The organism is Bacteroidota bacterium (assembly GCA_016706255.1).
GTDB lineage: Bacteria > Bacteroidota > Bacteroidia > Chitinophagales > BACL12 > UBA7236.
Window position 1 is genome coordinate 991088 of the sequence record JADJJZ010000029.1, and the last position, 26582, is coordinate 1017669.

Consider the following 26582-nt stretch of genomic DNA (forward strand, 5'->3'; position numbering starts at 1 on the left):
CTAATTGTTCTTTTGAATCGTAAACTTTCTGATTCCGTCATATAGTTGATTCGCTTCAAAACATCAGTTCGATGAAATAATTTGACATTTAATACAATAAGGAGGATAAAAATAATTGAAGCTGAAATTATAATAATTGTTTCACTAAATAAATTCGGAATTTTTAACAAAATTGCAATGCTACTCAAATTTGCAAGCTGTGCCAAAGCAATGTTCTGACTTGCGTAAAGCCATGGCATCGTTGTTTTACCCCTTAAAGTGTAATAATTTAACAATCGAATAAAAATATACGAATAGCATGCTTTCAACATAATACAATAAAATATGTTGTTGAATACCAATCAACAAACCCCACTAAAACTAAAAATAACAATAAAAACCAAATGCTATTAGCGGTACAACACTTCCTTCACCACCTTAACCACCTTGGTTGCATCGGGTAAATAGGCGTTAACCAGGTTGCCTGCATAATGCATGCTGGTGTCGGCTCCGTTTACGCGGCGAACGGGTGCATCTAAATAGTCGAAGGCATCTTTTTGTAACTGGAAGCCGATTTCGGAAGCAATACTGCCAAATGGCCAACTTTCATCAACTACAACCACGCGGTTGGTTTTTTTAACGGAGGCTACTATGGTTGCCATATCGAGCGGACGAATGGTGCGCAAATCAATTACTTCGGCGCTGATATTTTCTTTTTCTAATTCTTCTGCAGCTTTTAAAGCTACTTTCATCATTTTATTGAATGATACAATGGTAACATCTGTTCCTTCACGTTTCACTTCTGCCTTACCAATCGGAATGTAATATTCTTCTTCAGGAACAAATCCCATATCGCTATACATCATCTCACTTTCCATAAAAATAACCGGGTCGTTATCGATAATGGCCGATTTTAATAAACCTTTTGCATCATAAGGGTTAGAAGGAGAAATAACTTTCAATCCCGGAACATTGGCATACCAGTTTTCAAACATTTGTGAATGTTGCGCTCCAAGCTGACCTGCAGAACCGGATGGGCCACGAAATACAATAGGGCAATTAAACTGTCCCGCGCTCATAGCCAGTGTTTTAGCGGCAGAGTTCACAATTTGGTCGATAGGTAACAAGGCAAAATTGAAGGTCATAAACTCGATAATAGGTCGTAACCCGTTCATTGCAGCGCCTACACCGATGCCGGCAAATCCAAGTTCGGCAATGGGTGTGTCGATTATACGTTTTTCGCCAAACTCCTCCAGCATACCCTGGCTTACCTTGTAGGCACCATTGTATTCTGCTACTTCTTCACCCATCAAAAAGATGTTGCTGTCTTTGCGCATTTCTTCGCTCATGGCCTCACGTAAAGCCTCACGCATTCGTATTTCTCGCATTGTATTACCTGAATTTTCCGCAAAAATAGGAAATGTTACGCGCAAAGCCGAATCTAAACGCTTGTCACTAACATAATTAAGCCCGTTTTGAGCCTTGTTTTAGCCGTTATATTCAAAAACCTTATCCATACACCCTTTAGCCTAAAATGAGCCATTTAAACTGAGGCCCAATAAACTGTCATAATTACAGTTTTAACCGGAAAAAATAGCTCAAAAAAAAGCCCCGCCGTTTCCGAGCGGAAACTAAGCGGAGCTCACATTTGAAAACCCAATTACCCTAAAACTTTAATATCTTTATAAACTTAACCCGTAATTATACAATTTGTTCGGATACGACGGGTAAAATCCTTCAATTATTACATTCTGTCCACCTTTATCACTCAAAATCTTTGCCAAATCATTATAATTTACAATTTTTTTATCATCAACTGCTGTAATTATAAATCCTTCTTTAATTCTTGTCTGCTGATATATTTTTCCATTTTTAATTGCGGTTACTTTTACGCCGCCATCAACATTATAATATTCAGCTTCTCTTCCTGTAACATCCTCAGTTTCAACACCTAAACTTTTTACAATATCATTAACTTCTTTTTTTACAATTTCGGTGTTACCTTTTTGGTTCTTTAATAACACAACAATATTTTTTCGCTCTTTGTTCCGTAAAACACTAACATTAACTTTTTCACCCGGTCCGTATTTACTTAATTGTTCCTGTAATTCGGGAAATGAATTAATTGGAGCGTTATTAATATGTGTAACAATATCCCCAATTTCTATTCCTGCATCTTTTGCACCTGAGCCTGCAACAACATTACTTACATAAACACCACCAACATCTTCTTTAGTAACGTCAACTTCTACGCCTAAGTATGCGCGTTGTACAATTCCGTATTTTTTTAAGTCGGCAACTACTTTTTTAACAATATTAACAGGCACGGCAAATGAATATCCTGCAAATGTTCCGGTAGGTGTTGCAATAGCGGTATTAATTCCAATTAATTCACCTTTTAAATTTACCAATGCACCACCGCTGTTACCGGGATTTACGGCAGCATCTGTCTGAATAAATGATTCAACCGGAGTAGAAGCATTTTCGCCAAGAATATCAATTTTTCTGCCTTTTGCACTCACAATACCTGCTGTAACAGTTGATGCAAGATCAAAAGGATTTCCAACCGCCATTACCCAATCGCCAACACGAACTGAATCGGAATCACCATATTTTACATTCGGTAAATTTTTCATGTCCACTTTTAAAACTGCAATATCTGTTGACGGATCTGTTGCTACTAATTCTGCTTCTGCAGTATGTTTATCATAAAATACCACCTGAATGGCATCTGCATTTTTAATTACGTGATAATTCGTGACAATATATCCATCGGCATCAACAATTACACCTGAACCTGAGGCCTGACCATTTGGATCGCCGTAGGAAAAATCGTCGCCAAAAAATTGACGAAATACATCATCTGTACTACTATACGATGTATTTTTGAAAACAGTTTTTACGTGCACAACAGATGGTGTGGTAAGTGCTGCAGCATAAGTAAAATCTACCGGCGCCATACCACTTGGTGCTACCGGAAAATTTGCGCTGGTAAACTGATACGGGTTTGCCAATCCGAAACGCGAATCATCATCACTTAAAAACTTTTCATACATAACCAGGGTTGCCATTGTGCTTATTATGGCAATCACCGATGTTAAAAGAATCATTTTTACTTTCATATAGAATGGTTTTTTAATTTACTTTGTTATCAAATTTCATGCACTAAACGACAACTGTAAGATTGTCGTATTTTCGCTTAACAATATTTAACGGATTTAAACTCTTTTAACGCTAAACATGCCACAAAAGTTTTCAAAATACCAGGGAACCGGAAACGACTTTATTTTATTTGATAATCGCGACGGTAAAATTGACCATAAAAATACGCAGTGGATTAGACAAATTTGCGACCGCCGTTTTGGTATTGGGGCAGATGGAGTGATGTTGCTTGAAAATGAAGCGGGCTGCGACTTTCGGATGGTTTATTTTAATTCAGATGGCAATGAAAGTTCGATGTGTGGTAATGGTGGCCGATGTATTGTAAATTATGCCAGACAATTAGGTATTATTCGCGATATATATACTTTTTTAGCAATTGATGGTTTGCATGAAGCGTATGTAAAAAATGAAATTGTGTATTTAAAAATGCAGGATGTTTTAGCTGTTTCCAAAACGGATGATCATTACGATTTAAATACCGGTTCACCACATTATGTTACTGAAGTGGATGATGTGCAGGCAGTGGATGTAAAAAATACCGGTGCTTCAATCAGATACAGTGAGGCATACGCGGCAAAAGGGACCAATGTCAATTTTCTGGACCGAAAAAATAATATTTTTCATATTCGCACTTATGAGCGTGGTGTTGAAGATGAAACCCTGAGTTGCGGCACGGGTGTTACTGCAGCGGGTATTGTAGCCGGGTTGTTATCCGAATTTGCCGACGGGCAGCATGCAGTATCGCTGGAAACCATGGGTGGAAAACTGCAGGTGCAATATGAAAAAAACGGCAACCAATTTACCAATATCTGGCTAATAGGTCCGGGCACATTGGTTTTTAATGGGGAGATATAATTTTTGGTTTACCGGTAATTATGTATTTTTAATTAAAATCCAATTATGTTGTTATACCCACTCGCAAACGGAAATGCCTGGACTTACAAGATGAAAGATGGCAATACCTATTCCAATACCGTTACAGGTGTTGATGGAGACGTTTTTACCATGTTGAACTCCGCAGCCAATTTGGCATCGCAGGTAAAATTTGATGGTAGTAATTATTCAACAAATGCCTATACGGCCGGACAATTTGATGTGTTTTTGAAAGAAAATCCCGTAGTTGGTGATACCTGGGAGATTCATTTTACGGCGAATACCATTCAGAGTATATTAGTGATGACAGTTCGTGAAACTGCGCTTACGCAAGAGGTAGAAGGCAAAACCTATCAAAATGTTGTGATGCTTGAAGCCGACAGCAAAATGAATATGAACGGCAATATCATGAGTCTGAATTTTATCACTAAATACTATTACGCACCCGGCACCGGACTGATATTAACAACATCATCGTATGGCGATTATCATGGTTTGGTTGCCTGTGATTTGAAATAGTGCCATTTTAGCAGTATTCGTTGCTTATTTGACCGGGCATTTGGCCTTAAAACCGGATAACCCGCTCCACCAATAAACTTACTTCCCCTCACCTACCCGCTTAAGGCCTTGCGGCAGTAGGGATTTGCAGATTCCGCTCAAGTTTGTTTTGCAAAGCGGAAAGCGGTATCTTTGCACGTTCAAATTTTTCACCTGCAGATGGAAAGCGATGATCAAATATTACAAAAAATCGAATAACACCATTGTAGAAATTGACAGGCCTGAACCAGACTGCTGGATAAACGTATACCCTCCCTTCGACCATAAACGACTTGCTACTTTAAGTGATGCCATTGATATTCCGATAGATTATTTATTGGATAGTATCGACATTAACGAACGTTCACGATTTGAGCAGGACGATAATGTGAAACTCATCGTAATCAATACACCTATTGAAAACGATATGGAAAATTCCATTGATAATGATGCATTTTATATCACCATTCCAATTGGCATTATTTTAACACAGGATTATAATATTATTATTTCATCGGCTCAAAATAAAGTAATCGACTGGTTTTTTTCCATTGCCATCAAACACCTTTCACCAAGTGAAAAGGAAATGATTGTGATGAAAATTTTCGAAAAAAATGTGTTTTATTTTATTCAATATTTGGCGGAGATGAATAAACGTCGCTACTTAATTGAAAAAGAACTCATGCATTCGAGCAGAAATACAGAGTTAGCGAAATTATTAAATATTCAGAAGTCGTTGGTTTACTTTGTAACCGACTTACGTGCAAACGAATTGCTGATGATGAAAATTCAGCGGACCAATTTCCTGGGTATTAAAACCGATGAAGAAAAAAATGATTATTTAAGCGATATTATTATTGACAGCAGCCAGGCCCTTGAAATGGCAACGGTTTACACCAATATCTTAAATGGTACTATGGATGCATTCGGTTCAATTATTTCCAATAATCTGAACGCGGTAATGAAACGTTTAACTTCTATTACCATCATTTTAATGGTTCCAACTTTAATTGCGAGTTTTTATGGTATGAACTTCAAAAATCTGCCATTAGAAAATTCCAATAACGGATTTTTTATTATTATGTTTCTTTCCATTTTTGTTTCGCTGGTATTGTATTTATTGTTTAGAAAAATTCGCTGGTTCTAAACATTTACAAAACCATTTTTTCTTCAACTTATTTGTTGCAATAAAATTATTTTAAAAAAGGTTTGGGGAGATATTAATACTTTACAAACTGCACACCTGATACTTCGCCCGTTACTGTATTGGTAAATTGAATGAGGTAAGTTGCTTTTGGAAGATGCTGAATATTATATTGTAAAATAGTTACGCCGGCTTGCAGTGAAGCAGTATTGCTCATTACTTTTCTTCCGGTAACATCTAAAATTTCCATCAACATATCATCAGCAGTTGCCGTATTTATTTCGATGGTAATAAAATCAGTAGCAGGGTTTGGATAAACATAAATTTCTTCAGAGCTGTCATCATTTATTCTGATGGCGATAATATTACTATAATCATAGGTATCATCAATATCCACCATTTTCAAACGGTAATATTGCAGACCGTTCAACGGTGCATCATCATAAAATACATAATCGAGTGGCAACAGCGAATTACCTGCAGCAGGTGAAGTGCCTATGGTAACAAAATCGATTCCATTTGCAGAACGTTGTATTTCGAAATAATCGGAATTAATTTCTGTTTCGGTAGTCCAGTGTAATTCGTTGGCAACACCGTTGTTCCATCCTGTAAAAGCAGTAAGTTCGATAGGTAACAATAAACAATCGGGTGTAACTACTACAAATTCACCTTCATCTGCCCCAATATCAGGTGCCGTTCCTGTGCCGGCATATCCTACCACACCCTGACGAATATCGCCTTCATAATCGGTAGTAACCAATGCAAGAGCAACGGCATTACTTTCAGCATAATCGGAAGCGCCAACAGTAATTTTTAAATTATCGGGATATACAGGACCGCCGGCAAAATGAGGAATATCGTAGTAACTATTTACCTCACGCGAACCACCGCCGCCCAGCGACATAAAATATTTATAAGAAGTAATATCGCTTGCAGTTAAAATATTAAAACAAGGGTCATTATTTAAATTATTGGGAACCGAAGTTGTAGCGCCGCCATAAGCATATCCATTTTTAATTGTCGCTGTAGAACCACCTTCCACATACACATAATTATAAGCGCCGATATTGATATAATAAAAATTATTTCCTGTTGTAGCCGAAATACTGGTTGTTACCGGAGGTGTTCCTGCAGTGCCCGGCGTTGCTTTGCGCACACATGCACTTACACCAACACCTGATGAAGTTGCATTTACATAAATAATATTATTTCGCAGATTTAATAAACCGGCGCCGTGATAAAATCCGCTAACACCAAAATCGGCGCCACCTGAAATAACACCCTCCTGCCCTATTGCGATGGTATTATTATATACATTATATGTATTTCCACCGGCAGCAACATAAATTCCATTTACGGCAAGTGTAAGTGAACTATTTGGTGCAGATAATTGCTGAATAAAATTATTATAAATGTTATGTGTTCCGGTACCTGATGTACCATACATGGCAATAATCATATCGCTTGTGGTTCCTGAAAGTTTATAGATATGATTTCCGTAAATATTAGTTGTAACGGTATTTGGAAATAAGTACAATCCAACCACAGTTGATGAACCTGAAAGATTATTATGTGTAATATTAGAAATACTATTGCCATTAAAATTCATATTATTTCCAACAGTACCACCACCAAAATTAATTCCCTTTAATTGTGTTGGTGAACCACCGGTTGCCGTAACATTATCTACAATATTATTTGAGCAGGTAACGGCATTTAATCCGTAAATAGCAATGCCGGCCATTTGTGCCGAGGTTCCTGTTGAAGAAACATTATACACCTGATTGCCGGAAACAGTAAACACCTGATTTAATGAAGTATTAATTGAATTATCATCTGCACAATTAATTCCAATAACATTAGAAGTTGAAGAGATGGTATTTACCGTATTATTACTCACCGTTGAACCGGTAGGCATTTTATCGATATACATACCGGCAGTCCACACAGTAGTTCCGGAACCGGCTCTGATATTTGAAATTGAATTTCCTGAAATTGTTTTTATCTGACTGGTAGAATTACTTACCCGAATACCCATAACATAAGCAGAACTTGCTGAAGGCACCATTAAAGTGTCGATTACGTTATTACTTACCGTAATGGTTCCTGATGCACTGGTATTGATATAATAATACCCATTTAAATTTCCTGCAGATGCTGCGGTAATGGTATTATTTGTTAAATGATTACCACTCACGCTCATGGTTGGCGTTGTGCTATTATCGTAAATTAAATATGTATTTGAACCTGTAGTATTAAGTGCATTATTTTTTATGATATTATTGTCGATATTACTTGAGGTGCAATTAAATTCCTGATAAATACCATAAAACAAACCACTTGCACCGGCATCAAAAGTACAATCATGAATAATATTATCGGATATATTTACTGTGCCTGCAAGTTGTCCGGATGAGCCTGTTCTGATTGCGAAAATGGTGCTTGTATTTGCACCCTGACCTAATGAGATATCGTTATGCGTTATTGTAATTGAAGAAGAAGTATTTCCCGAGTTTGCTGAATGAAATATGCCGTATAAGGTATTGGTATGTGATACACCACCAAGTCGGTTATTAATTGTATTGTAACTAATATCAACGCCACTCTGATAAATGCAATAAACGCCATATCCCTGATTAGTACTTGAACCACCGTAATTGGTAATGGTATTTCCTGCACCTAATTCACCAACAATATTTCCCTGATCAAAATATGTTGATGGTGAAGGGTCATTATATCCGCGCAAAATAATTCCTGCAAATACGTTACTGATGTTATTGCCTAAAAATTTATTGTTATCATTTCTTCCACCTGCAGTTGAAATAGTTAATGTTGTACCCAAAGCTGTTCGAGTACAGTTTGCTGTAAATATGCCTCTACTTCCTGTTTGAAAAGCGGTTGGGCCAACAGCAATATTTGTTTTAGATAAGGTGATAGTACAATTTTGAATTACATTATTAGAACAACCATCAGAAGCCGAAGCTTTGTATAAAGCAATACCATATTCCATTGTTCCGGGAGCGCTTGCATTATTGTCAATTAAATCGAAGCCATCAATCGTAATATAATCGCTGCCATTTAAAGAAAAAATACCATCCACAACAGTGGAACCGGCACCTAATGATATTGTTCCAACCGGAGCATAAATTATGGGATTAGCACCTGCGCCATCTTTAATAAAAGTAATTGTATTTGCAGCAGTTCCTGTTTGTGTTAAATTAATTCCGCCAACAGGAGCAGTTTCGGTATGACCGGAAGCCACATGACAAATTACATCGCAACTCACTGTTCCACCATTTAATGCAGTAACAAAAGATGCAATTGTTGGATAACAAGCTGATGGCACATAATAATCGCCGCAGTATCCAATACTTGGTGCAACGGTATAAGTATAGTTTGGTCCACCGTTATTATTGATATTGAGGGTGCTCATATCATGTGCTCGCTGACCGGTAGCAAGAACATCTGCCAAAATTGCAGCACTTGAACGATTACTCGAATAGGCGTAATAATAAATGATTGTTCCAACGGACTGACAAGGAATTTCAACCGTTCCGGTAGTGCCTGTCATGGTTACAGAAAGCAAGGTTGAGGTCAGGAAATTTACCGAAGTAGAATATCTGACATAAATATATTCCCCTGCCGAAGGTGGCGCTGCTGTAGTAACAGTTACATACACACTATTTTCAGGGTAAACAACGCCGGCAGCGGGTGACTGAATAACAGAACTTATGGCAACAGGATTATAACTTGTTTCCACCACGCCCATGTATTCGTTTTGGGGAACACCCGGTGTGCTGTATTCTGTGATATTGAAGGTGTAGTAATAGCCGTTTGCAATAGTTGGCATCAGTCCTGAACTTCCACCAAATCCGGTGTTGAACAAGGCTGCTGCTGTTCCGGCAGTCGGGAAAATGTTCATGTTATACCCTGCAAGTGTTAATCCGGCAGAATAAGGACGCCAGGCAGGATCGTAGTCGAACGGGGCTTCGTAAAACTCCCAGTTCCTTGTACCACTAAGGGCCGAGCTGGTTGCCTGCACACGCGCCTGACGGAAAATACCGAGGTCGCTGAGGGGGTACGACACATAACCGCCATTCACAGTTTGTGTTCCCAATTGGGTGGCTTGCGCAGCAGCATCAAATGTCATGATGATTAAAACCATGAAACTCAATACCGGTGCGGATTTTACGAATTTTAATATTTGCCTGAAATTAACCATACCAATCCAGCCTAAAATTACGAGAAGTTTTTGAGTTTTTAAGGCGAAAAACCCGATGAAAAACAAGTGTGATAAGGTTTTCAACTATTTGTCAACCAATTGCAGGTTTCAAAAAGTAAGGTTGGGGTAAAAAGGTAAACCTTACTTCCAGTAAAAGTAAGGTTGAAGAAAATTGCTAAACCTTACTTTTGGTGTTTAGCAGGAAGAAACATCTAAAAAAAAATTATTCGCTTTTTTTCAAATCTAGTTGTTCCAGTTTTGCAACTTTTTGTTGTAAGGTTTCCATTTCCTGCATCAATTTTTTAACGCGCATAAAAAGCAAAACGATTACTATACACATTAAAACCACAAGCAGTGGAACTAATGAAACAAAAATAAATTCAATTCCTGTTGGCATAAAATATTACATTTTTGAGACAGTTATTGCACCTACAATTTGTGTAGCATTTGTTATAACTAGATTGTATTGTCCGGCTGCTAAATGATTTAATTCATCAATAGTAATTTTATTTGCTCCCGAAATTAAGTTTGCGGATTTTTGAATTACTATTTTCCCATCGATATCTGTAATGCTGATTTCTGCATTAAATCCTGCTTCAACATTTACCTCTACCAACAAATATTCCGTAAACGGATTTGGTGCAATTTGTATGTCGACAGGTTGTAAAGTTGTAATTGCATTGGGCCGATATTCTTCCACGGTAACACAAACGGTTGTGGTTCCGCAATAATTATCGGTTACATCTACACAATATTCGCCCGGTGCTAAACCGGTAATGTTTTGTTCGGTTGAACTAAAGCCGCCGGGGCCCGTCCAGCTAAAGGTGTAGGGCGAAACACCACCTGCAATTGCCAGTGCTATTGTTCCATTATTTAAACCGATTGTAGCAGGTGTTGTTGTGGCCGTTACATCATCGGCATGCACAAATTGTATGGTAAAAAATAAAATTAAGAGTAGTGTTAATTTTTTCATTTCGAATTAATTTATGGTAAATTGATTGACTAATTCCTGCACAGATAAATTTGTATTATTGCAGGCATCAGCTTTAATGAAATGTAAAGTTTTTGTATCGCGATTTTCCAGCATTATTGTTTGTGTCATATCAAACCGATTTGAACCGATTGGAATAAATGTATGTCGCATTATATAACGTTCGCCGTTTCCTGCTATTACATGAATATCGTTTTGAAAATAGGCTAAAGAAAAAAATGATTTTGTTTCAAATGGAAATGTTGCTGATTTAGTCCAAACTTTTCCATCCCATAACCACATCACAATTTGATTATTAATGGCAATAAATTCATATATACTATCCCCTTTTACAGCAATATCAAAAAACAAATCATCCATATATAAATTGTTTTTATACGTTTCAATAAATGGATAATTTTCAATCACACTATTTTCAAAAGCTGCTTTAAATAAATATTTATTTATTGGTGTGGCAGATGTAAATTTTTTTAGTGAATCGAGTGGAATCGATTTTAATGAAGTGAGGCGGTCGTTTTGAGAAAATTCGGTAAAGTTTATGGCAAAAAGTGTGTCGTTGCTAATATCCCAGGCAAAGGGCTGCAGGTAAATGCTACGTCTTTTTGTCCCTGCCGGAATTACAAACCGTTCAGCGCTATCCAGTGGCTGGTTAATGCTACCCTTCCATAATATGCCTATCTGTTCCTGAATTTCCACCGCATAAAATGTGCTGTCGCTAATGATAATTTTGCGGTCAAAACGCCCTTGAGCGGATAATGTAATCTCTGCCCCCAAAAAAATACACAGTACTATAAGGGTATGTTTTACCATGTTTCAATCGATTGGTCAAAGTTGGCAGCTTCAATATCGCTTGTTGCGCGTAAAATGGTAAAATCGGGAGAAGCATCTAAATCGCCATCGCCATTTACATCTATACCAATACCTACTTCATCGCTGGTTTCGGCCCGGCTCCAACCGCTGAGGGCACCGTATTTTATTTCATCAAATGTTTCAAATAATACCCCGTAACTGGCATCGTAATATTTACCGTTTACAATGGCTATTTGGTGATTACTAAAGCTGGAAGCAGGATTTGGCGCGGTTTGACCCATTACGCCGACTTCGTCATTCACCTCTGCATAATCATATATATAAGCTGTATCAGCATCATAATATTCAGGTGCATAAACGTTCACATAAGGCATATCTGCACAGTCGTTTGAGGGTGTTCCGAAAGTCCAGTCCTTAACCAGAAATCGCGAAATGCTACCACAACCCGAAGGCGAATAATCGGCAGTGATATTCATATAATTATTGGGCTGTGAAAATCCGTGCATTTTAAGGGTAGCAAGAAATAGTTGCGCCCAGGTATAACATTCGCCGTCGGCATATTTAATAAGTGTGCCCAGTGTTACATTTGGTGAAAACAGTTCTTTGTAATAACCCATTGGCACGCCGTCGGCACGTAACACGTTATGGTCGGTGAATTCTGCCCACACGAGGTTGATCATTTCATCGTCGGTAGTTGCGCCATCGGCACTTTTGCAGGCGATATCGATTACGGTGAGGTAGTATTTAAATCCTGAAAATCCGCTTTCGGGATTTGCGGGTTGTAGGGTGACGTAAACGGTGCTCATGCTGGTTCCGGCGGGGTACCATGTGACATTATCGAATGAAAATTCCCAAAAAATGGTAAAATCTTCAAAATAGCGCACTTTATTATCTTCAAATGCCTGATCGGCAGGGGTTTCAGGGTAGTTGAAGGTGGTTCCGACTGCGGTTACGGTTTGAGCAGGAAAATCGATGCCTTCCGGGCCTGTGCCGCGCATGTAAAGGGTTGCGGGCATTATATCGCAGGTAAACGACATGGTTGCGGCGGCTGAAAGTGTACTTCCCGCGGGAAAACCGGCAGGGTTGGTGGTGCCATCTGCGCTCCAATGCAGGTCGGTATCAATAAAACCGGTATTGTCATCCTGGCGCAGGTCGTACATCTCGCCCCCTGAAAAAACTACAGTTTGAAGTGCAGCCTGATAGGTAAAATTTTGAGCCTGTAAGGAAACTATACAACTAAGCAGCAGCGCGGTAAGGGTTATTTTCATATTCTACAATTCTATAAAATAAAAAAACCGGTGTCCAGCTCCTCTTCTGTCCACCGGGTAATATACATATGAAAAGAAATAAATCTTTTGCGATTCGAAGTTAAAACAAAATCCTGAAATGCTGTTAACGCCAAACGTTTTTTTCACATTTTGCTGACATTGCTAAATTTTAGTAAAGGTGGCACCGGAAGCCTGCCCTTGGCTGCAAGTTCTTATCTTTGCGGCCGTATGAACGTTTATGATAAATACGAGGTCGTTATCGGACTTGAAGTGCATGCGCAATTGCTCACAAAATCGAAGGCATACAGCAGCGATATTGCAGCTTATGGCGGTGAGCCGAATACTTATGTGAGTCCGGTTACACTTGGGCATCCGGGCACTTTGCCTGTTTTTAACAAAGAAAGTTTGAAGCTGGCCATTAAACTCGGATTAGCGACAAATTGTGCAATTACACGCTATAATCAGTTTGCACGCAAAAATTACTTTTATTCAGATTTACCGAAAGGATATCAGATTACGCAGGACAATACTCCTATTTGCACCAACGGTTATGTATTAATTGGCGAATACGGCAATGAAAAAAAGATTCGTGTGCACAGAATACATCTTGAAGAAGATGCAGGAAAAAGTATTCATGATTTAGATCCTTTTTATACGCTGGTAGATTTAAACCGAGCAGGAACACCATTAGTGGAAATTGTTACGGAACCGGATTTGCGCAGTGGTGATGAAGCATATGCTTATTTAACCGAAGTGCGCCGATTAGTTCGTCATTTAGAAATATGTGATGGCAATATGGAGGAAGGCAGTTTACGTTGTGATGCAAACGTGAGTGTGATGTTAAAAGGTGCTACTGAATTTGGTGTGAAGGTGGAAGTAAAAAATATGAACTCCATCAGAAATGTAAAACGTGCTATTGATTTTGAAATAATACGACAGGTTGATGCGATTGAACGTGGTGAAACTATAATTCAGGAGACAAGAAGTTTTGATGCAGCAAAAGGTGGAACAGTGAGCATGCGGAGTAAAGAAGCAGCACATGATTATCGTTATTTTCCTGAACCGGATTTACAACCATTTATTGTTAGCGATGAAATGATTGACGGTATACAACACGACATGCCTGCATTACCAAAAGCATTAATGCATAAATATGTGGAGCAGTTAAAATTAAGTGTTTATGATGCTGAAATTTTAACGAGTGAAAAAGCCATCAGCAATTATTTTGAAGCGATAATTGAAAAAACAGGCAACTATAAAGCAGCAGCAAACTTGATGAGTGGTCCGATTAAAAGCTGGCTGAATGAAAATGCAAAAGACGTTGAAGAATTACCTATTACACCACATCATATTGCTGATATAATTGCGTTGATTGATGAAAATAAATTAAGTTTCACCATGGCATCGCAACAATTATTTCCGGCACTGATGCAACATCCTGAAAAAAGTGCTGCGGATATGGCCAGGGAATTAAATTTATTGCAGGAAAGTGATACCAACTTTTTAGCAGAACTGGTGGATGAAGTATTGGCAAAATATCCTGAAAAAGTTACTGAATTTAAAAATGGTAAAACAGGTTTAATGGGTTTATTTATGGGAGAAGTAATGAAACTCAGTAAAGGAAAAGCCGACCCAAAAATTACCAGTAAAGTATTAAGTGAAAAATTAAATAACTAAAACCTAATTCTAAATAGAAATAAATACAATGCGTAAACAATTTTTAATTATTTTAAGTATGTTGTTTGTTGTGATTACAGCCTGCAACAAGTCGGTTGGTGATGCTTTTACCATTAACGGCAGTATAGTTGGTGCTGAAAACAAACAAGTAGTTTTAGAAACCATGTCGTTTCCTGAAATCGGGCAACCGAAATACACGGCTATTGATACAGTAACTGCTGATGAAAAAGGAAATTTCACGATGGAAAATTATTTACCGGAAAGAATGACCTGCAGAATATCGGTTGTTGGTAATGCACAAAATTATTACATCGTTTCATTACACAATGAAGAGATGGGATTAACAGCAAATTTGAACGAACCCGGCGACCCGCAAATTACAGGTTCACCTGCAACAACATCGTTATTTGGTTTGATGACCACCTTGCGTAATTTCGACAATGCAGCAATGGCGATGAATGATTCGATAATGCAATTAAAATCGTCAGGTAATGATTCTGCATTTACTGCAATTGTTGATCAGTTACAAAGTGATTATTTATCGATATTCAAAAATTTTGTGGATACATCTAAATTCACAAGTAATTCTGCTATTGCGATTGAATCGATATTCAACAGTGAATTTGATTATGTGAAGGATAAATATAATGTATGGAAAAATTCGGCTGACTCATCCTCTATTTATATTAAAGAAATGGGTGTGAAAATTGCGGCACAGGAAGCGGTGCGTGCACAAAGTTTTGTTGGCAAACCGATTATTGATATTATTCAACCGGATAAAAATGGAAAAGATAAAAAGTTATCTGATTTAAAAGGTCAGATTGTGTTGATTGATTTTTGGGCAAGCTGGTGTGGACCATGCCGTAAAGAAAATCCGAATGTGGTGAAGGTATATAATGCTTATCATGCAAAAGGATTTAATATATTTAGTGTATCGCTGGATACCGATAAAGATAAATGGTTGGCAGCAGTTAAGGATGATGGTTTAGTTTGGGATAATCATGTTTGTGCTTTGGAATCAGCAGAAAATAAAGCAGCAATGGATTATCGAATCACCGGCATTCCGATGTCGTTTTTAGTTGACCGCAATGGTATTATTGTTGCTGAAAATTTAAGAGGACAAGCCTTAGAAAAAAAGGTAATGGAATTGGTCAATCAATAATTTACTGTTTACGAATTGTAAAAAATCTTCGAAGCCTTCCCGGACGGGAGGGCTTTTTATTTGGGTCAAGATTTTTTTTATCCAGTTTCTTTTTTTTGTTATAGGCTACAATAAATATGATAATAGCCGCAATTACCGGAAAGATGGCAAAAATTAAATATACTGCTGCAATACCTCTTATTGTCATGTCACAAATATTTATAATTAAATCCGGGTTTTAATTTAATTACGGTTTGATAAATTAAATTAATTACCGCTTCCACATCTTCTTTGTGCACACATTCTACTGTTGTATGCATGTAACGCAAAGGCAATGCTACTAAACATGTAGGCACACCACCGTTTGAATAAGCAAATGCATCGGTATCGGTTCCTGTTGCACGTGATGCTACGTCGCGCTGAAAATTTATTTTATTTGCTTTCGCTACGTCTTCTACAATTTTTAATAATTTATTGTGCACGGCAGGACCTTTGGTGAGTGCGGGTCCGCGACCTAATTTTAAATCACCTTCCAGATTTTTTGAAATCATTGGTGTGTTAGAATCGTGTGTTACATCAGTTACGATAGCCACATTTGGTTTAATAGTATGTGCCATCATTTCTGCACCACGCAATCCAACTTCTTCCTGAACGGAATTCACTACATATAATGCAAAAGGTAATTTAACTTTATTTTCTTTTAACATTCTTGCCACCTGAGCAATCATAAATCCGCCGATGCGGTTATCGATTGCACGGCCGACAAAATATTTATCATTCATCACAAAAAAATCGTCATCAAAAGTAATTGGGTCACCAACGCGAATGCCCATACCTTCTACTTCTTTTTTTGACATTGCACCACAATCGAGAAAAATACTTTTTAATTCGGGTGCATCATCTTTAGTGCGACGAGTATGAATTGCAGGCCATCCGAAAACAGCTTTTACAATACCTTTTTCGGTGTGAATATTTACGCGTTTACTTGGCGCAATAATAGTATCGGAACCACCGATGCGTTCCACATAAATAAATCCATCTTCCGTAATAAAATGCACCGACCATGCAATTTCATCGGCGTGAGCTTCAATAACCACGCGGTATTCAGCCTTTGGGTTAATTATAGCTGCCACACTACCGTAATTATCTACAATATAATCATCACTATATTGTTTCATATAATTTAACCATATTTTCTGACCTTCCGCTTCATAACCGGTTGGTGCAGGGTTATCGAGATATGTTTTTAAGAAATCAATTTCTTTATTACCGATGAGTGATGATTTTTTTTTCGTTGCCATGTTAATGCATTACATTTTTTTCAGCCCTTCAATTTATTTTATAACGGAATATTACCATGTTTTTTACGTGGAATTTTCGCTACTTTATTTTTGAACATTTCGAGTGAACGTATAATTTTTATTCTGGTTTCTTCCGGTTTAATTACTTCATCCACAAAACCGCGATTTGCTGCGCGATATGGATTTGCGAATGTAGTGGTATAGTCGTCGATTTTTTCCTGCAATTTCGCTTCCGGGTTTTCCGCTTCGTCAATTTCTTTTTTGAAAATAATTTCTGCTGCACCTTTAGCGCCCATAACGGCAATTTCTGCTGAAGGCCAGGCAAAATTCATATCAGCGCCAATATGTTTACTGTTCATTACATCGTATGCACCACCGTAAGCTTTTCGGGTAATAATAGTTATGCTTGGTACGGTTGCTTCGCTAAATGCATACAACAATTTTGCGCCGTTGGTAATAATGCCCTTCCATTCCTGATCGGTACCGGGTAAAAATCCGGGAACATCTTCAAAAACAACTAAAGGAATATTAAAACAATCGCAAAAACGAACAAATCGTGCTGCTTTTCTGCTGGATTCGATATCTAAAACACCCGCTAAAACGGCAGGTTGATTTGCGATGATACCAATACTTCTACCTGCTACTCTTCCGAAACCAACTACAATATTTTCAGCATAGTTCTGATGTACTTCAAAAAACGAATTTTCATCAACCGTTTCAGTAATTACTTCTCGAATATCATACGGCTGATTCGGATTTTCAGGAATGAGGTTATTCAGTTTCGGGCGGAGTTCATTTGTGCCGGAATATGCAACCACGTGTGGTTCATCCTCGCAATTTTGAGGCATATAACTCAGCAGTTGCTTAATTTTCATGATACAATCCAGTCCGTTGGCAGCCGCAAAATGTGCAACGCCACTTTTAGTGCTATGCGTAATTGCGCCACCGAGGTCTTCGCTGCTCACATCCTCATGTGTAACCGTTTTTACCACGTTTGGGCCGGTAACGAACATATAAGATGTTTTTTCCACCATTAGAATAAAGTCGGTAATAGCAGGTGAGTACACGGCTCCACCCGCGCATGGGCCCATGATTGCCGAAATTTGAGGGATTACGCCACTGGCCATGGTATTTTTAAAAAACAGGTCGGCATAACCACCGAGTGAGTTCACCCCTTCTTGTATCCTAGCCCCTCCGGAATCGTTCAAACCCACGATTGGAGCGCCGTTTTGCATGGCGAGGTCCATTATTCTGCAAATTTTTTCGGCATGTGTTTCACTTAAACTTCCACCAAAAACGGTGAAGTCTTGCGCATATACGTAAGTGAGTCTGCCATTTATTTTGCCGTAACCCGTTACAACGCCATCGCCATAAAACGTTTGGTTTTCCATGCCGAAGTCGTGGCTGCGGTGGGTAACCAGCTGGCCGATTTCTTCGAAAGTGCCCTCATCCATCAACAATTGCACCCGTTCGCGGGCAGTTAATTTGCCTTTTTTGTGCTGTTGCTCAATCCTTTTTTCGCCACCACCAATAAGGGCTTCTGCCTTTTTTTGCTCCAGTATCTTGATTTTTTGCTCCACAGTTGCTGAGGTTTAAAATGAGTCGGAAAAATACTAAAGGTTAACAAGAAATTCACTGATAAATGATAACAAACCGGTGCTAAGTTGCATTTTTTGCAAGTTTCAGGCGTTTTTGTGGACATTTTGTTGCAAAAAGGGGAAACTTAAATTCACAATATTTGTTAAGAAACCTTTAACGCAGTAAACCTTACTTATTTCGGTAGGTCAAAAACGTTAATTTTGTAACAATTAGAAAAGTAAATATTACTGATGAAAAGATTTGTTGGGCTCCTCCTGTTTTACACAATTTATACTGCTCAGGCACAAATGAATACAATTACCATTGCCGGTAGTGTTATTGATTCAACTTCACAAAAGCCGATTGAATTTGCGGCTGTTACTATTACCCTTGAAAATGATTCTACCATTATTACCGGTGCAATTACCGATTTGGATGGCAAATTTACTTTCACGGTTAATAATAGTGGTACTTATACTTTACATTATAGTTTTATCGGCTATTTCGAAAGGTTAAAAACGTTTACTCTGCAACCGGGTGCGCCATTTTATAATGCCGGTGTAATGATGATGGGGCAAGATGTTAATATGCTGGAAGGTGTGAACATTACGGGTGAAAAATCCTATTTGTCGGGTAGCATCGATAAAAAAGTATATAGTATTGAAAAAGATATTGTTGCTTCAGCAGGTTCTGCATCTGATGCATTACAAACCATTCCAAGTGTTGTTATTGATATTGATGGCAATATCAGTTTGCGTGGAAATGAAGGTGTGCGCATTTTTATTGATGGCAAACCTTCGGGTATTGTTGGCAGTAATATGAATGCCATTTTGGAACAAATTCCGGCTAGTTCTATTGAAAGTATTGAAGTAATTACCAATCCTTCAGCAAGATATGAGGCGGAAGGAAATAGCGGTATTATTAATATTGTTTTGAAAAAAAATAAAAAGGTTGGATTAAATGGGAATGTGACAGCAGGAATTTCCACCACCCCAAAATATGAAGGTGGGGCTTCACTCAATTTCAGAAACAATAAAATTAATTTTTATTCGAATTACAGTTATGTAAACGATAATCGTGATGGTAGTGGAAGTGTTTATCGCAAAACGTTTGAGGAAGACACTACATTTTATCTGAACTCTGTAAGCAATTCAAATAGTTTGTCGCAAATGCATATGGCGAGAACAGGTTTAGATTATTATATCAACTCAAAAAACACGATTGGTATCAGCGGAACATTTCATACCAATACCGGAGAACGCAATGAAAATGTAGATTATACATTTTTAAATTTCGACAGCGTTTCAACTTCTACCAGCGAACGAGTAACCAACTCAATGAATGATGGTTTATCCTATAATGTGGGTATGAATTACCGCAAAACATTTGCCAACGCAAAAAGAGTATTAACTGCAGATGCATTTTACTCTTATGGTGATGGCAATGACGAGAGTGCTTATGATGAACGTTTTTATGATTTGGATCAAATAATTATTGGTTCACCACTTTTACAAAATGTTGCTCGTCCCTCTATAAATAAAGATATGAGTGCGCAAACCGATTATGTACATCCGTTTAAAAATGGTAATCAGTTAGAGGGTGGAATAAAATATACGAAAGAAATAAAAGACAATACTTTGTTTTCAACGTCCTATAATGCTGAAACAGGAATTTGGAGTGTGGATGATTCGATAAATAATCAATTTATTTATAATGAGGATGTTGCTGCCGGATATTTAATTTGGAACAGCAGCATTAAAAAATTCGGTTATCAGCTTGGTTTACGTGCGGAGCAAACATTTACGAATTCAGAATTAGTAACTACCAGTGAAACATTCAACAACGATTATTTCGGATTATTTCCAAGTGTGCATTTAAATTATAAAATCACTGAAACAGCAGAGTTATCAGCCAGTTACAGTCGTCGCGTAGACAGACCGAATGCCTGGTTTTTAAATCCTTTCCCTGATTATTCTGACCCATATTCCTTCCGCGTTGGAAATCCTGCGCTTGAACCGGAATATGAAAATGCTTATGAAATAGCTTTTGTAAAAGAGTTTAAAAAACATTCCATTTCGGCTTCGGTTTATTATAATAAAACGTTAAATGAAATTTCTCCATATACAGTTGTAACGCCGGAAGGTATTTCTTACATGACTTTCCAGAATTATGATAACGAACAGAAATATGGTGTAGAATTAGTTGGGAAAAATGAATTTTACAAATGGTGGAATGTTACATCAAGTGTAAATTTTAATCAGACGTTGGTGGATGCGAATAATCTGGAAGCAGGTTTATCTAATTCACAATTTACGTATAATATTCGCGTGATGTCGTTTTTTCAGGTATTGAAACAAACAGCATTGCAGGTTACATTTAGTTATAATACACCATGGACATTTGCGCAAGGTGAATCGAAACCGGTTTATTTTATGGATGCCGGACTTAAATCTGATTTCTTACAAAATAAACTCAGTGTTAACTTAAGTATGAGTGATGTATTTAATACCAGAATTTGGGAAGGATATAGTGAAGGTATTAATTTTTACAGCGAATACAATCGTAAACGCCAGTCGCAAATTGGCACATTGAAATTGACGTATAAATTTGGTCAGCAGGATAATAACCGCCGCAAATCAAATCGTGGAATGGAAGAAAACTACGATGGCGGAATGGATATGTTCTAAAATAAACGAATTATAAAAAAGGCGGTCATTTAATAATGACCGCCTTTTTTTATTTTGTAATGATATCAACGAGACATTCGATAAATAATGGATGGTCGTTCAAACTTTCCACTAATTGAATTTTTTCGCCACCTTTTTCGCGGAATTCTTCATGGTATTCAACGCTGATTTCAAAAACGGTTTCCAGACAATCGGCTACGAAAGCCGGACTAAATACGAGGACATTCTTTTTACCTTCTTTCGCTAATTTTTCAATTATTTCGTTGGTATAAGGTTTTACCCAAGGTGTTTTACCTAATCGCGACTGGAAGCAAACTGTATAAGCTGATTCCGGCATATTTAACTGTGCCGCAATTAAACGTGCAGTATTAAAACATTGTGCGCGATAACACAGGCAATTGCGATTGTGTAAGGTATTACAACACGATTCCGTTAGGCAATTATTTCCTTCAGCAGCTTTTAATATCTGACGCTCCGGTAAACCATGGAAACTAAATAGCACATGGTCATAATTTTGGGGTTGATGTTTTATTGCAATTTCACTAAATGCTTTAATATAAAGTGGATGATCATGGAAATTTGAGGCGAATGTAATTTTTGGAATTGCCTGTCTTTTACTCACGATTTCCATTACTTTTTGAATTACGGAGCCGTTGCTTGCGGAGGCATATTGCGGAAACAAAGGCAATACAATTATTTCGGTGCAATTTTTTTTGAATAACGCATTTAATCCGTCTTCAATGGATGGTTGTTGGTAACGCATGGCAAGTTCAACAACATATCCGCTGCCAAGAGCGATAGCTAATTTTTCAGCCTGCAGTTTACTGTTAACCAACAAAGGTGAACCCTCATTGGTCCAGATGGCCTTATACGATTTAGCACTTTTGGGAGCCCTGAATGGTGCTATTATTCCGCGCACTAAGAGGTTACGTGAAAGTGCCGGGATATCAATAACACGTTCATCCAATAAAAATTCTTTCAAATATTTTCTCACATCCGGCACCTGAGGTGAATCGGGAGTGCCGAGATTTACTAATAATACGCCTACGAGTTTTTGCATGCCAAAAAAATAAACGACAAAGGTATGCAGATAAGAATAACCTTTTGATGAAATTGTTCAGAAATGTAAAAAAACTTTACAGTTTTATCAATTTATATACCTGCGTTTCATTACCTATTAGAACTTTAACAAAATATACGCCTGCAGGCACATCAGTAATATTTACCTGTTGAGTAGTAAAACCTGAGTTGATATTTCCCTGATATATTTCTTTACTATAACTACCTTCCAAATCGCATAAACTGATGTTTACAACACTGTTTTCCAGGAAATTAAACTGCATATTAAAATAATTTGCGGCAGGGTTAGGATAAATATCGATTTCGGGTAAAATTTCAGTGTTGTTAATGGCAATTTCAATATCACAAGGCAATAATGATGCAGTTCCCGGAGAACCACCTTCACAAATTGTTTCCCAGTTTAATCCACTATTCATCAGTCCAAATGAATCAATAACATTTAAAGTATAATTACCACCATCTGCAGCCAAAGGCCAAGGTGAAAAATCATCGAAATTGATACTATTCATTAAAATTCCTGCACTGTCGTAAATGCGAATCCATTCACCATTATCACTTAAATCAAAATTAAATGAACCAATATAATTTGAGATATCAGGATAAGTAGTATTAAATGCAGTTTCGTTTTGAATGAATACTAATCGGTCGTTTGCATTTAATATATAACCATCCGGAATTATTATTTCATGTTCAATGCCCAGGGAATCGTCCATAAATTTCCAACCACTAATGTCAACTGCAGTTGATGAAATATTATATACTTCCACCCAATCCATACCATTATAAGCAGGGCCGGAGTTATAATTTATTTCACTGATAATAATATTATCATCGCAAGGAGTGTAAGGTAATCCCGGTGAACCGCCAATACAGCCATCAAACCAATTAGAAGGAATATTAATATCGATAGCAGGATTATTTAACTCCATTGTGCGGCCATATCCATCTGCACCAATGGGCCAGGGCAATCCGTCGGTATAATTAATTTCCTGAACGATTGTATTTTGTAAATTAATTAACAGAATGGTTTCATCCTCATTATTTAATCCGAAACCAAGTGGACCTGTATAATTTAAAACATCGGGATGTTGTGTTTGAAATAATGCAGTATCAACTGCAATTACCAATCTTGCATTAGCATTCAGCCAGGTATTTTCAGGAAAAGTAAATACATGTAAAAAGTCTGCATCACGTAATTTCCAGCCGGAAATATTTACATCAGCCATACCATAATTCCATAATTCGAGCCAGTTTCCTGCATTAACAGATGCTTCAGGATGGTAATTAATTTCACTGATAGTAATTTCTGATGGTGCAGCAGCGCCGGTAAAATGGGCTGTAAAAGTTACATCGTCAGTTATATTAGAAATAAATCCGTTTAACAATGGGTCTGTAATAAATTCGCTGGCATCCCAGTTTGAAAATGTGTAACCGGTGTTTGGCATTGCAGTAATTTGCACCGGAACGCCATCAAAATAAATTCCTGACCACGGTAAATCGAAAATAGTTAATGTACTTATTTTGATATAACCTGAACCGGGAGGATCGCATGCTAAAGTAATTTCTACTTTATCTTCTAAATCGAACCCGTTTTTAATATGGGTACGTTCTTTATCTGAGCGAACTGTAAAATCATCGCGCAAGGCTTCCCGATATGCATCAAAGGTTGCCATTTGTTCATCAATAGTACCATAGCCCCATCGTTCGAATTGTCGCGGCATTTCGGCTATCATGGCATTATAAATACTGTCTTCCATGGCAAGCGTGCGCTCCGGTAAAAAAGTGGAATTTAATAAATCCGCATATCGGTTAACGAAGTAGTCGTGGTAAATTGGATTCTGCAATAATTTTGCGAGTGGTTCAATATTTTCCTGAGGGCTAAATAATCCCGGAATTAAATCAGAATTTGCATTTGACCAACCGCCAATTCCTAATCCTAATTCCACATCGATAATGGCATACTTCCATTTATTGTCTCCACCGCGATCGCGCCATGCTTTAATATTATTATATGGCCAATCGTAATTTGCAAAAAACATTTGTGATGCGATATAATCGGTGAAATTTTGCAAATCCAATAATGAATCTGCCAATGCATAATATTCGGGGTCTTCAGGTGTTGGATAAGTAGCTAAAACGGTACGCATTTCAATAAAATCGGTATCAGAACCACTTAATGTTCTTAATACTAAACCATACCAATAACTCAGTGACATTAAATCCAGGCTATCTTTATCTACACCTTTTGCATGATCAAAATGCCCTTCATCGAGTTTATTTCTTAATTCATAAAATCCCCAATATTCTCCGTTAATAAAAACCACAACGGGATCATAATCCATGTGCTCATTATATGTGCCATCGGTAGTTCTGGTCATAAATGCATCCTTATACGGCAACACATTACTCATATTACTGCCATTGCGCAAATAAAATGTTTCGTAATCATCTACCCAATGCCTTCTGGTTAATAATGGATATGATAAAGTGCCATCACCATAAGCAGGATTATCTAATTCCACACGCATACTTTTTTGTGGTAACGAGCGACTACCACCTGCACCACCATCTACTTTTATTCCAATATTTTGTTCAAATGCATTTATGTGAATGGTATCAAAATATTCGATGTAGGCTTGCTTTTTCCAGTCCGTATCCCAATGATCAAATATTCCGGATCCACCATATAAATTATCATTATTAGTAGAAATGGAAATTACAGGAATGGAAATATCTTCATCAATAAAATACGTATTCGTACTAATTTTTCCGGGTAATAAAATGCCGGCTGCATCAAATACTCTTGCTCTTAAAACAGTAGTTGCATCAATATGTAATGGCAACATATATAATGCATCGGCAGTAGTTGGAATTTCTCCGTTTGTAGTATAATAAACCACGCACCCAACCGGAACTGTTATTGAAACAGTCTGCTCACCGGTATAAAAACCTGCATCCAATGAAAACGTTGCCTCACCTTCTGTATAACCGGTGTAAGTAATTCCGCTGTTAGAATAAGCAGGTGTTGGTGTAATAAAAATTCCGTTTTCAGCTGCACCATCTGTTATACATCCAACTGATTGATCAGCAAATTCAACATTCACTAATAATGAGTCGATAAATAATCCACTCACATCTGAAAGATAAATAGTTTCACCTTCAGCATCGATATTAAAATTGGTATGCAGATTTGTTGTAATTACATTATATGGAAACCATATCGGTAGCATATCAGTCCAGATTATCGCTTCATCTTTTATTCCAAAAGAAAAAAATGGCCTTGCTGTTAAATCGCTGGAGCCGGGTGATACATTATGTACTTCAACACATAAAACATTTTCGCCGTCATGAATCCATGTTTTTAATAAAGCTTCATCAAAATAAAAATGTTCGGGTACACCACCACCGTACATACTGGCTTCGTGGTCGGCTGCAGATAATTCGTCATATTCAGGAGAGCCTGCTGCAAATCCGTTTAATGCAATTACATTACCATTTAAATAAGCAACAAATCCATCATCATAATCCAAACTTAAAAATGCATCTCCAATTTTAGATGTATCATCTATAGTAAAAGTATATCGTAAATAAACAGAACGCGTAGCATCGGGAAGAATTACATTATCATCAGCATCACCATAACCGATACTGCTGTTTCCTTCATCCCATGCACTTGCATCAAAACCTTCCGTAATCCAATCTACAGGAGTATCATCATCCGGTACTAGATATTTCCAGGTTACGGTATCACTTATTGGTTGTTCCCAATGATGAATATCGGATTCAGGTTTTCTATCTTTTCCGGAAGCGAAAATCAATAAAAACTGGCCCGGGTTCAGAATGGTATTTGGCAATGTCCATTTTGAAGGTAATGTAACATTATCTGTTAGGCCGTAATTAAAAAGATTTTGCGGCGATGCACCTGCGTTGTAGAGTTCAATCCATGATTCATAATCATTATCTTCATCAACAATATTACTTCCATTTTTATTGGAAGCTTCATTAATAACTATTTGAGCAAATATCTGGTTTCCGGCAAAGCTGAGGAGCATTGCGAATACCCAAAAATGGTATTTGTGGTGCATAAATGTGTGTTAGCCTATACAAATATACAGTACCTTAAACAAACAAA

The 26582-nt window shown here is 37.5% G+C and carries 18 protein-coding genes; 6 read left to right on the forward strand and 12 right to left on the reverse strand.

Going from position 1 to position 26582, the window contains the following annotated elements:
* Positions 1 to 389: 389 nt before the first annotated feature.
* Together IPI65_22255 and IPI65_22260 are read right to left on the reverse strand one after the other, a co-directional pair.
* Positions 390 to 1367, reverse strand: coding sequence for a pyruvate dehydrogenase complex E1 component subunit beta (locus IPI65_22255; GenBank protein ID MBK7444154.1), 978 nt, complete (start codon positions 1365 to 1367; stop codon positions 390 to 392).
* Positions 1368 to 1661: 294 nt separating this feature from the next.
* Positions 1662 to 3101, reverse strand: a complete 1440-nt coding sequence (locus IPI65_22260) for a trypsin-like peptidase domain-containing protein (protein MBK7444155.1) — start codon at positions 3099 to 3101, stop codon at positions 1662 to 1664.
* A gap of 118 nt (positions 3102 to 3219) precedes the next feature.
* On the opposite strand from IPI65_22260, the gene IPI65_22265 reads away from it, so the two are divergent.
* The 3 genes from IPI65_22265 (at position 3220) to IPI65_22275 (ending at position 5698) form a co-directional block, all read left to right on the forward strand.
* Positions 3220 to 3996: a diaminopimelate epimerase gene (locus IPI65_22265; GenBank protein ID MBK7444156.1), complete on the forward strand. Its 777-nt coding sequence runs from the start codon at positions 3220 to 3222 to the stop codon at positions 3994 to 3996.
* Between the two features lie 45 nt (positions 3997 to 4041).
* Positions 4042 to 4533: a hypothetical protein gene (locus IPI65_22270; protein ID MBK7444157.1), complete on the forward strand. Its 492-nt coding sequence runs from the start codon at positions 4042 to 4044 to the stop codon at positions 4531 to 4533.
* A 208-nt stretch (positions 4534 to 4741) separates the two neighbouring features.
* Positions 4742 to 5698 carry a magnesium transporter CorA family protein gene (locus IPI65_22275; GenBank protein MBK7444158.1) on the forward strand — a complete coding sequence of 319 codons (957 nt, stop codon included), beginning with the start codon at positions 4742 to 4744 and terminating at the stop codon, positions 5696 to 5698.
* Positions 5699 to 5771: 73 nt separating this feature from the next.
* Here the strand turns inward: IPI65_22275 and IPI65_22280 are convergent, their stop codons facing one another.
* The 5 genes from IPI65_22280 to IPI65_22300 form a co-directional block, all read right to left on the reverse strand.
* Positions 5772 to 9860, reverse strand: a complete 4089-nt coding sequence (locus IPI65_22280) for a T9SS type A sorting domain-containing protein (GenBank protein ID MBK7444159.1) — start codon at positions 9858 to 9860, stop codon at positions 5772 to 5774.
* Between the two features lie 280 nt (positions 9861 to 10140).
* Positions 10141 to 10314 (reverse strand): hypothetical protein, encoded by a 174-nt coding sequence (locus IPI65_22285; GenBank protein ID MBK7444160.1) that lies wholly within the window; start codon positions 10312 to 10314, stop codon positions 10141 to 10143.
* A 6-nt stretch (positions 10315 to 10320) separates the two neighbouring features.
* Positions 10321 to 10890, reverse strand: coding sequence for a T9SS type A sorting domain-containing protein (locus IPI65_22290; GenBank protein ID MBK7444161.1), 570 nt, complete (start codon positions 10888 to 10890; stop codon positions 10321 to 10323).
* A 6-nt stretch (positions 10891 to 10896) separates the two neighbouring features.
* The gene (locus IPI65_22295) at positions 10897 to 11718 is read right to left on the reverse strand and encodes a hypothetical protein (GenBank protein MBK7444162.1); all 822 of its coding nucleotides are present in this window, start codon (positions 11716 to 11718) and stop codon (positions 10897 to 10899) included.
* A complete protein-coding gene (locus tag IPI65_22300; GenBank protein MBK7444163.1) occupies positions 11712 to 12986 on the reverse strand; it encodes a hypothetical protein in 1275 nt (424 codons plus the stop codon). The genes IPI65_22295 and IPI65_22300 overlap by 7 nt, the downstream gene beginning before the upstream one ends.
* A gap of 228 nt (positions 12987 to 13214) precedes the next feature.
* On the opposite strand from IPI65_22300, the gene gatB reads away from it, so the two are divergent.
* Both gatB and IPI65_22310 read left to right on the forward strand, forming a co-directional pair.
* On the forward strand, positions 13215 to 14663 hold the full coding sequence (gene gatB / locus IPI65_22305) for an Asp-tRNA(Asn)/Glu-tRNA(Gln) amidotransferase subunit GatB (protein MBK7444164.1): 1449 nt from the start codon (positions 13215 to 13217) through the stop codon (positions 14661 to 14663).
* 28 nt (positions 14664 to 14691) lie between these two features.
* A complete protein-coding gene (locus IPI65_22310) occupies positions 14692 to 15825 on the forward strand; it encodes an AhpC/TSA family protein (protein MBK7444165.1) in 1134 nt (377 codons plus the stop codon).
* Between the two features lies 1 nt (position 15826).
* On the opposite strand, the gene IPI65_22315 is transcribed toward IPI65_22310, so the two are convergent.
* The 3 genes from IPI65_22315 to IPI65_22325 are packed head-to-tail and all read right to left on the reverse strand — an operon-like array spanning position 15827 to position 18685.
* Positions 15827 to 16012, reverse strand: a complete 186-nt coding sequence (locus IPI65_22315) for a hypothetical protein (protein MBK7444166.1) — start codon at positions 16010 to 16012, stop codon at positions 15827 to 15829.
* Position 16013: 1 nt separating this feature from the next.
* Positions 16014 to 17105 (reverse strand): M42 family metallopeptidase, encoded by a 1092-nt coding sequence (locus IPI65_22320; protein ID MBK7444167.1) that lies wholly within the window; start codon positions 17103 to 17105, stop codon positions 16014 to 16016.
* A 38-nt stretch (positions 17106 to 17143) separates the two neighbouring features.
* On the reverse strand, positions 17144 to 18685 hold the full coding sequence (locus IPI65_22325; protein MBK7444168.1) for an acyl-CoA carboxylase subunit beta: 1542 nt from the start codon (positions 18683 to 18685) through the stop codon (positions 17144 to 17146).
* Positions 18686 to 18934: 249 nt separating this feature from the next.
* Here IPI65_22325 and IPI65_22330 point away from each other — a divergent pair, with 249 nt between their 5' ends.
* Entirely contained in the window at positions 18935 to 21370 is a 2436-nt protein-coding gene (locus tag IPI65_22330; GenBank protein MBK7444169.1) for a TonB-dependent receptor, read from the forward strand.
* A gap of 49 nt (positions 21371 to 21419) precedes the next feature.
* Here the strand turns inward: IPI65_22330 and hemH are convergent, their stop codons facing one another.
* Both hemH and IPI65_22340 read right to left on the reverse strand, forming a co-directional pair.
* On the reverse strand, positions 21420 to 22430 hold the full coding sequence (gene hemH / locus IPI65_22335) for a ferrochelatase (protein ID MBK7444170.1): 1011 nt from the start codon (positions 22428 to 22430) through the stop codon (positions 21420 to 21422).
* Positions 22431 to 22506: 76 nt separating this feature from the next.
* Positions 22507 to 26535 carry a lamin tail domain-containing protein gene (locus IPI65_22340; protein MBK7444171.1) on the reverse strand — a complete coding sequence of 1343 codons (4029 nt, stop codon included), beginning with the start codon at positions 26533 to 26535 and terminating at the stop codon, positions 22507 to 22509.
* Between the last annotated feature and the right edge of the window lie 47 nt (positions 26536 to 26582).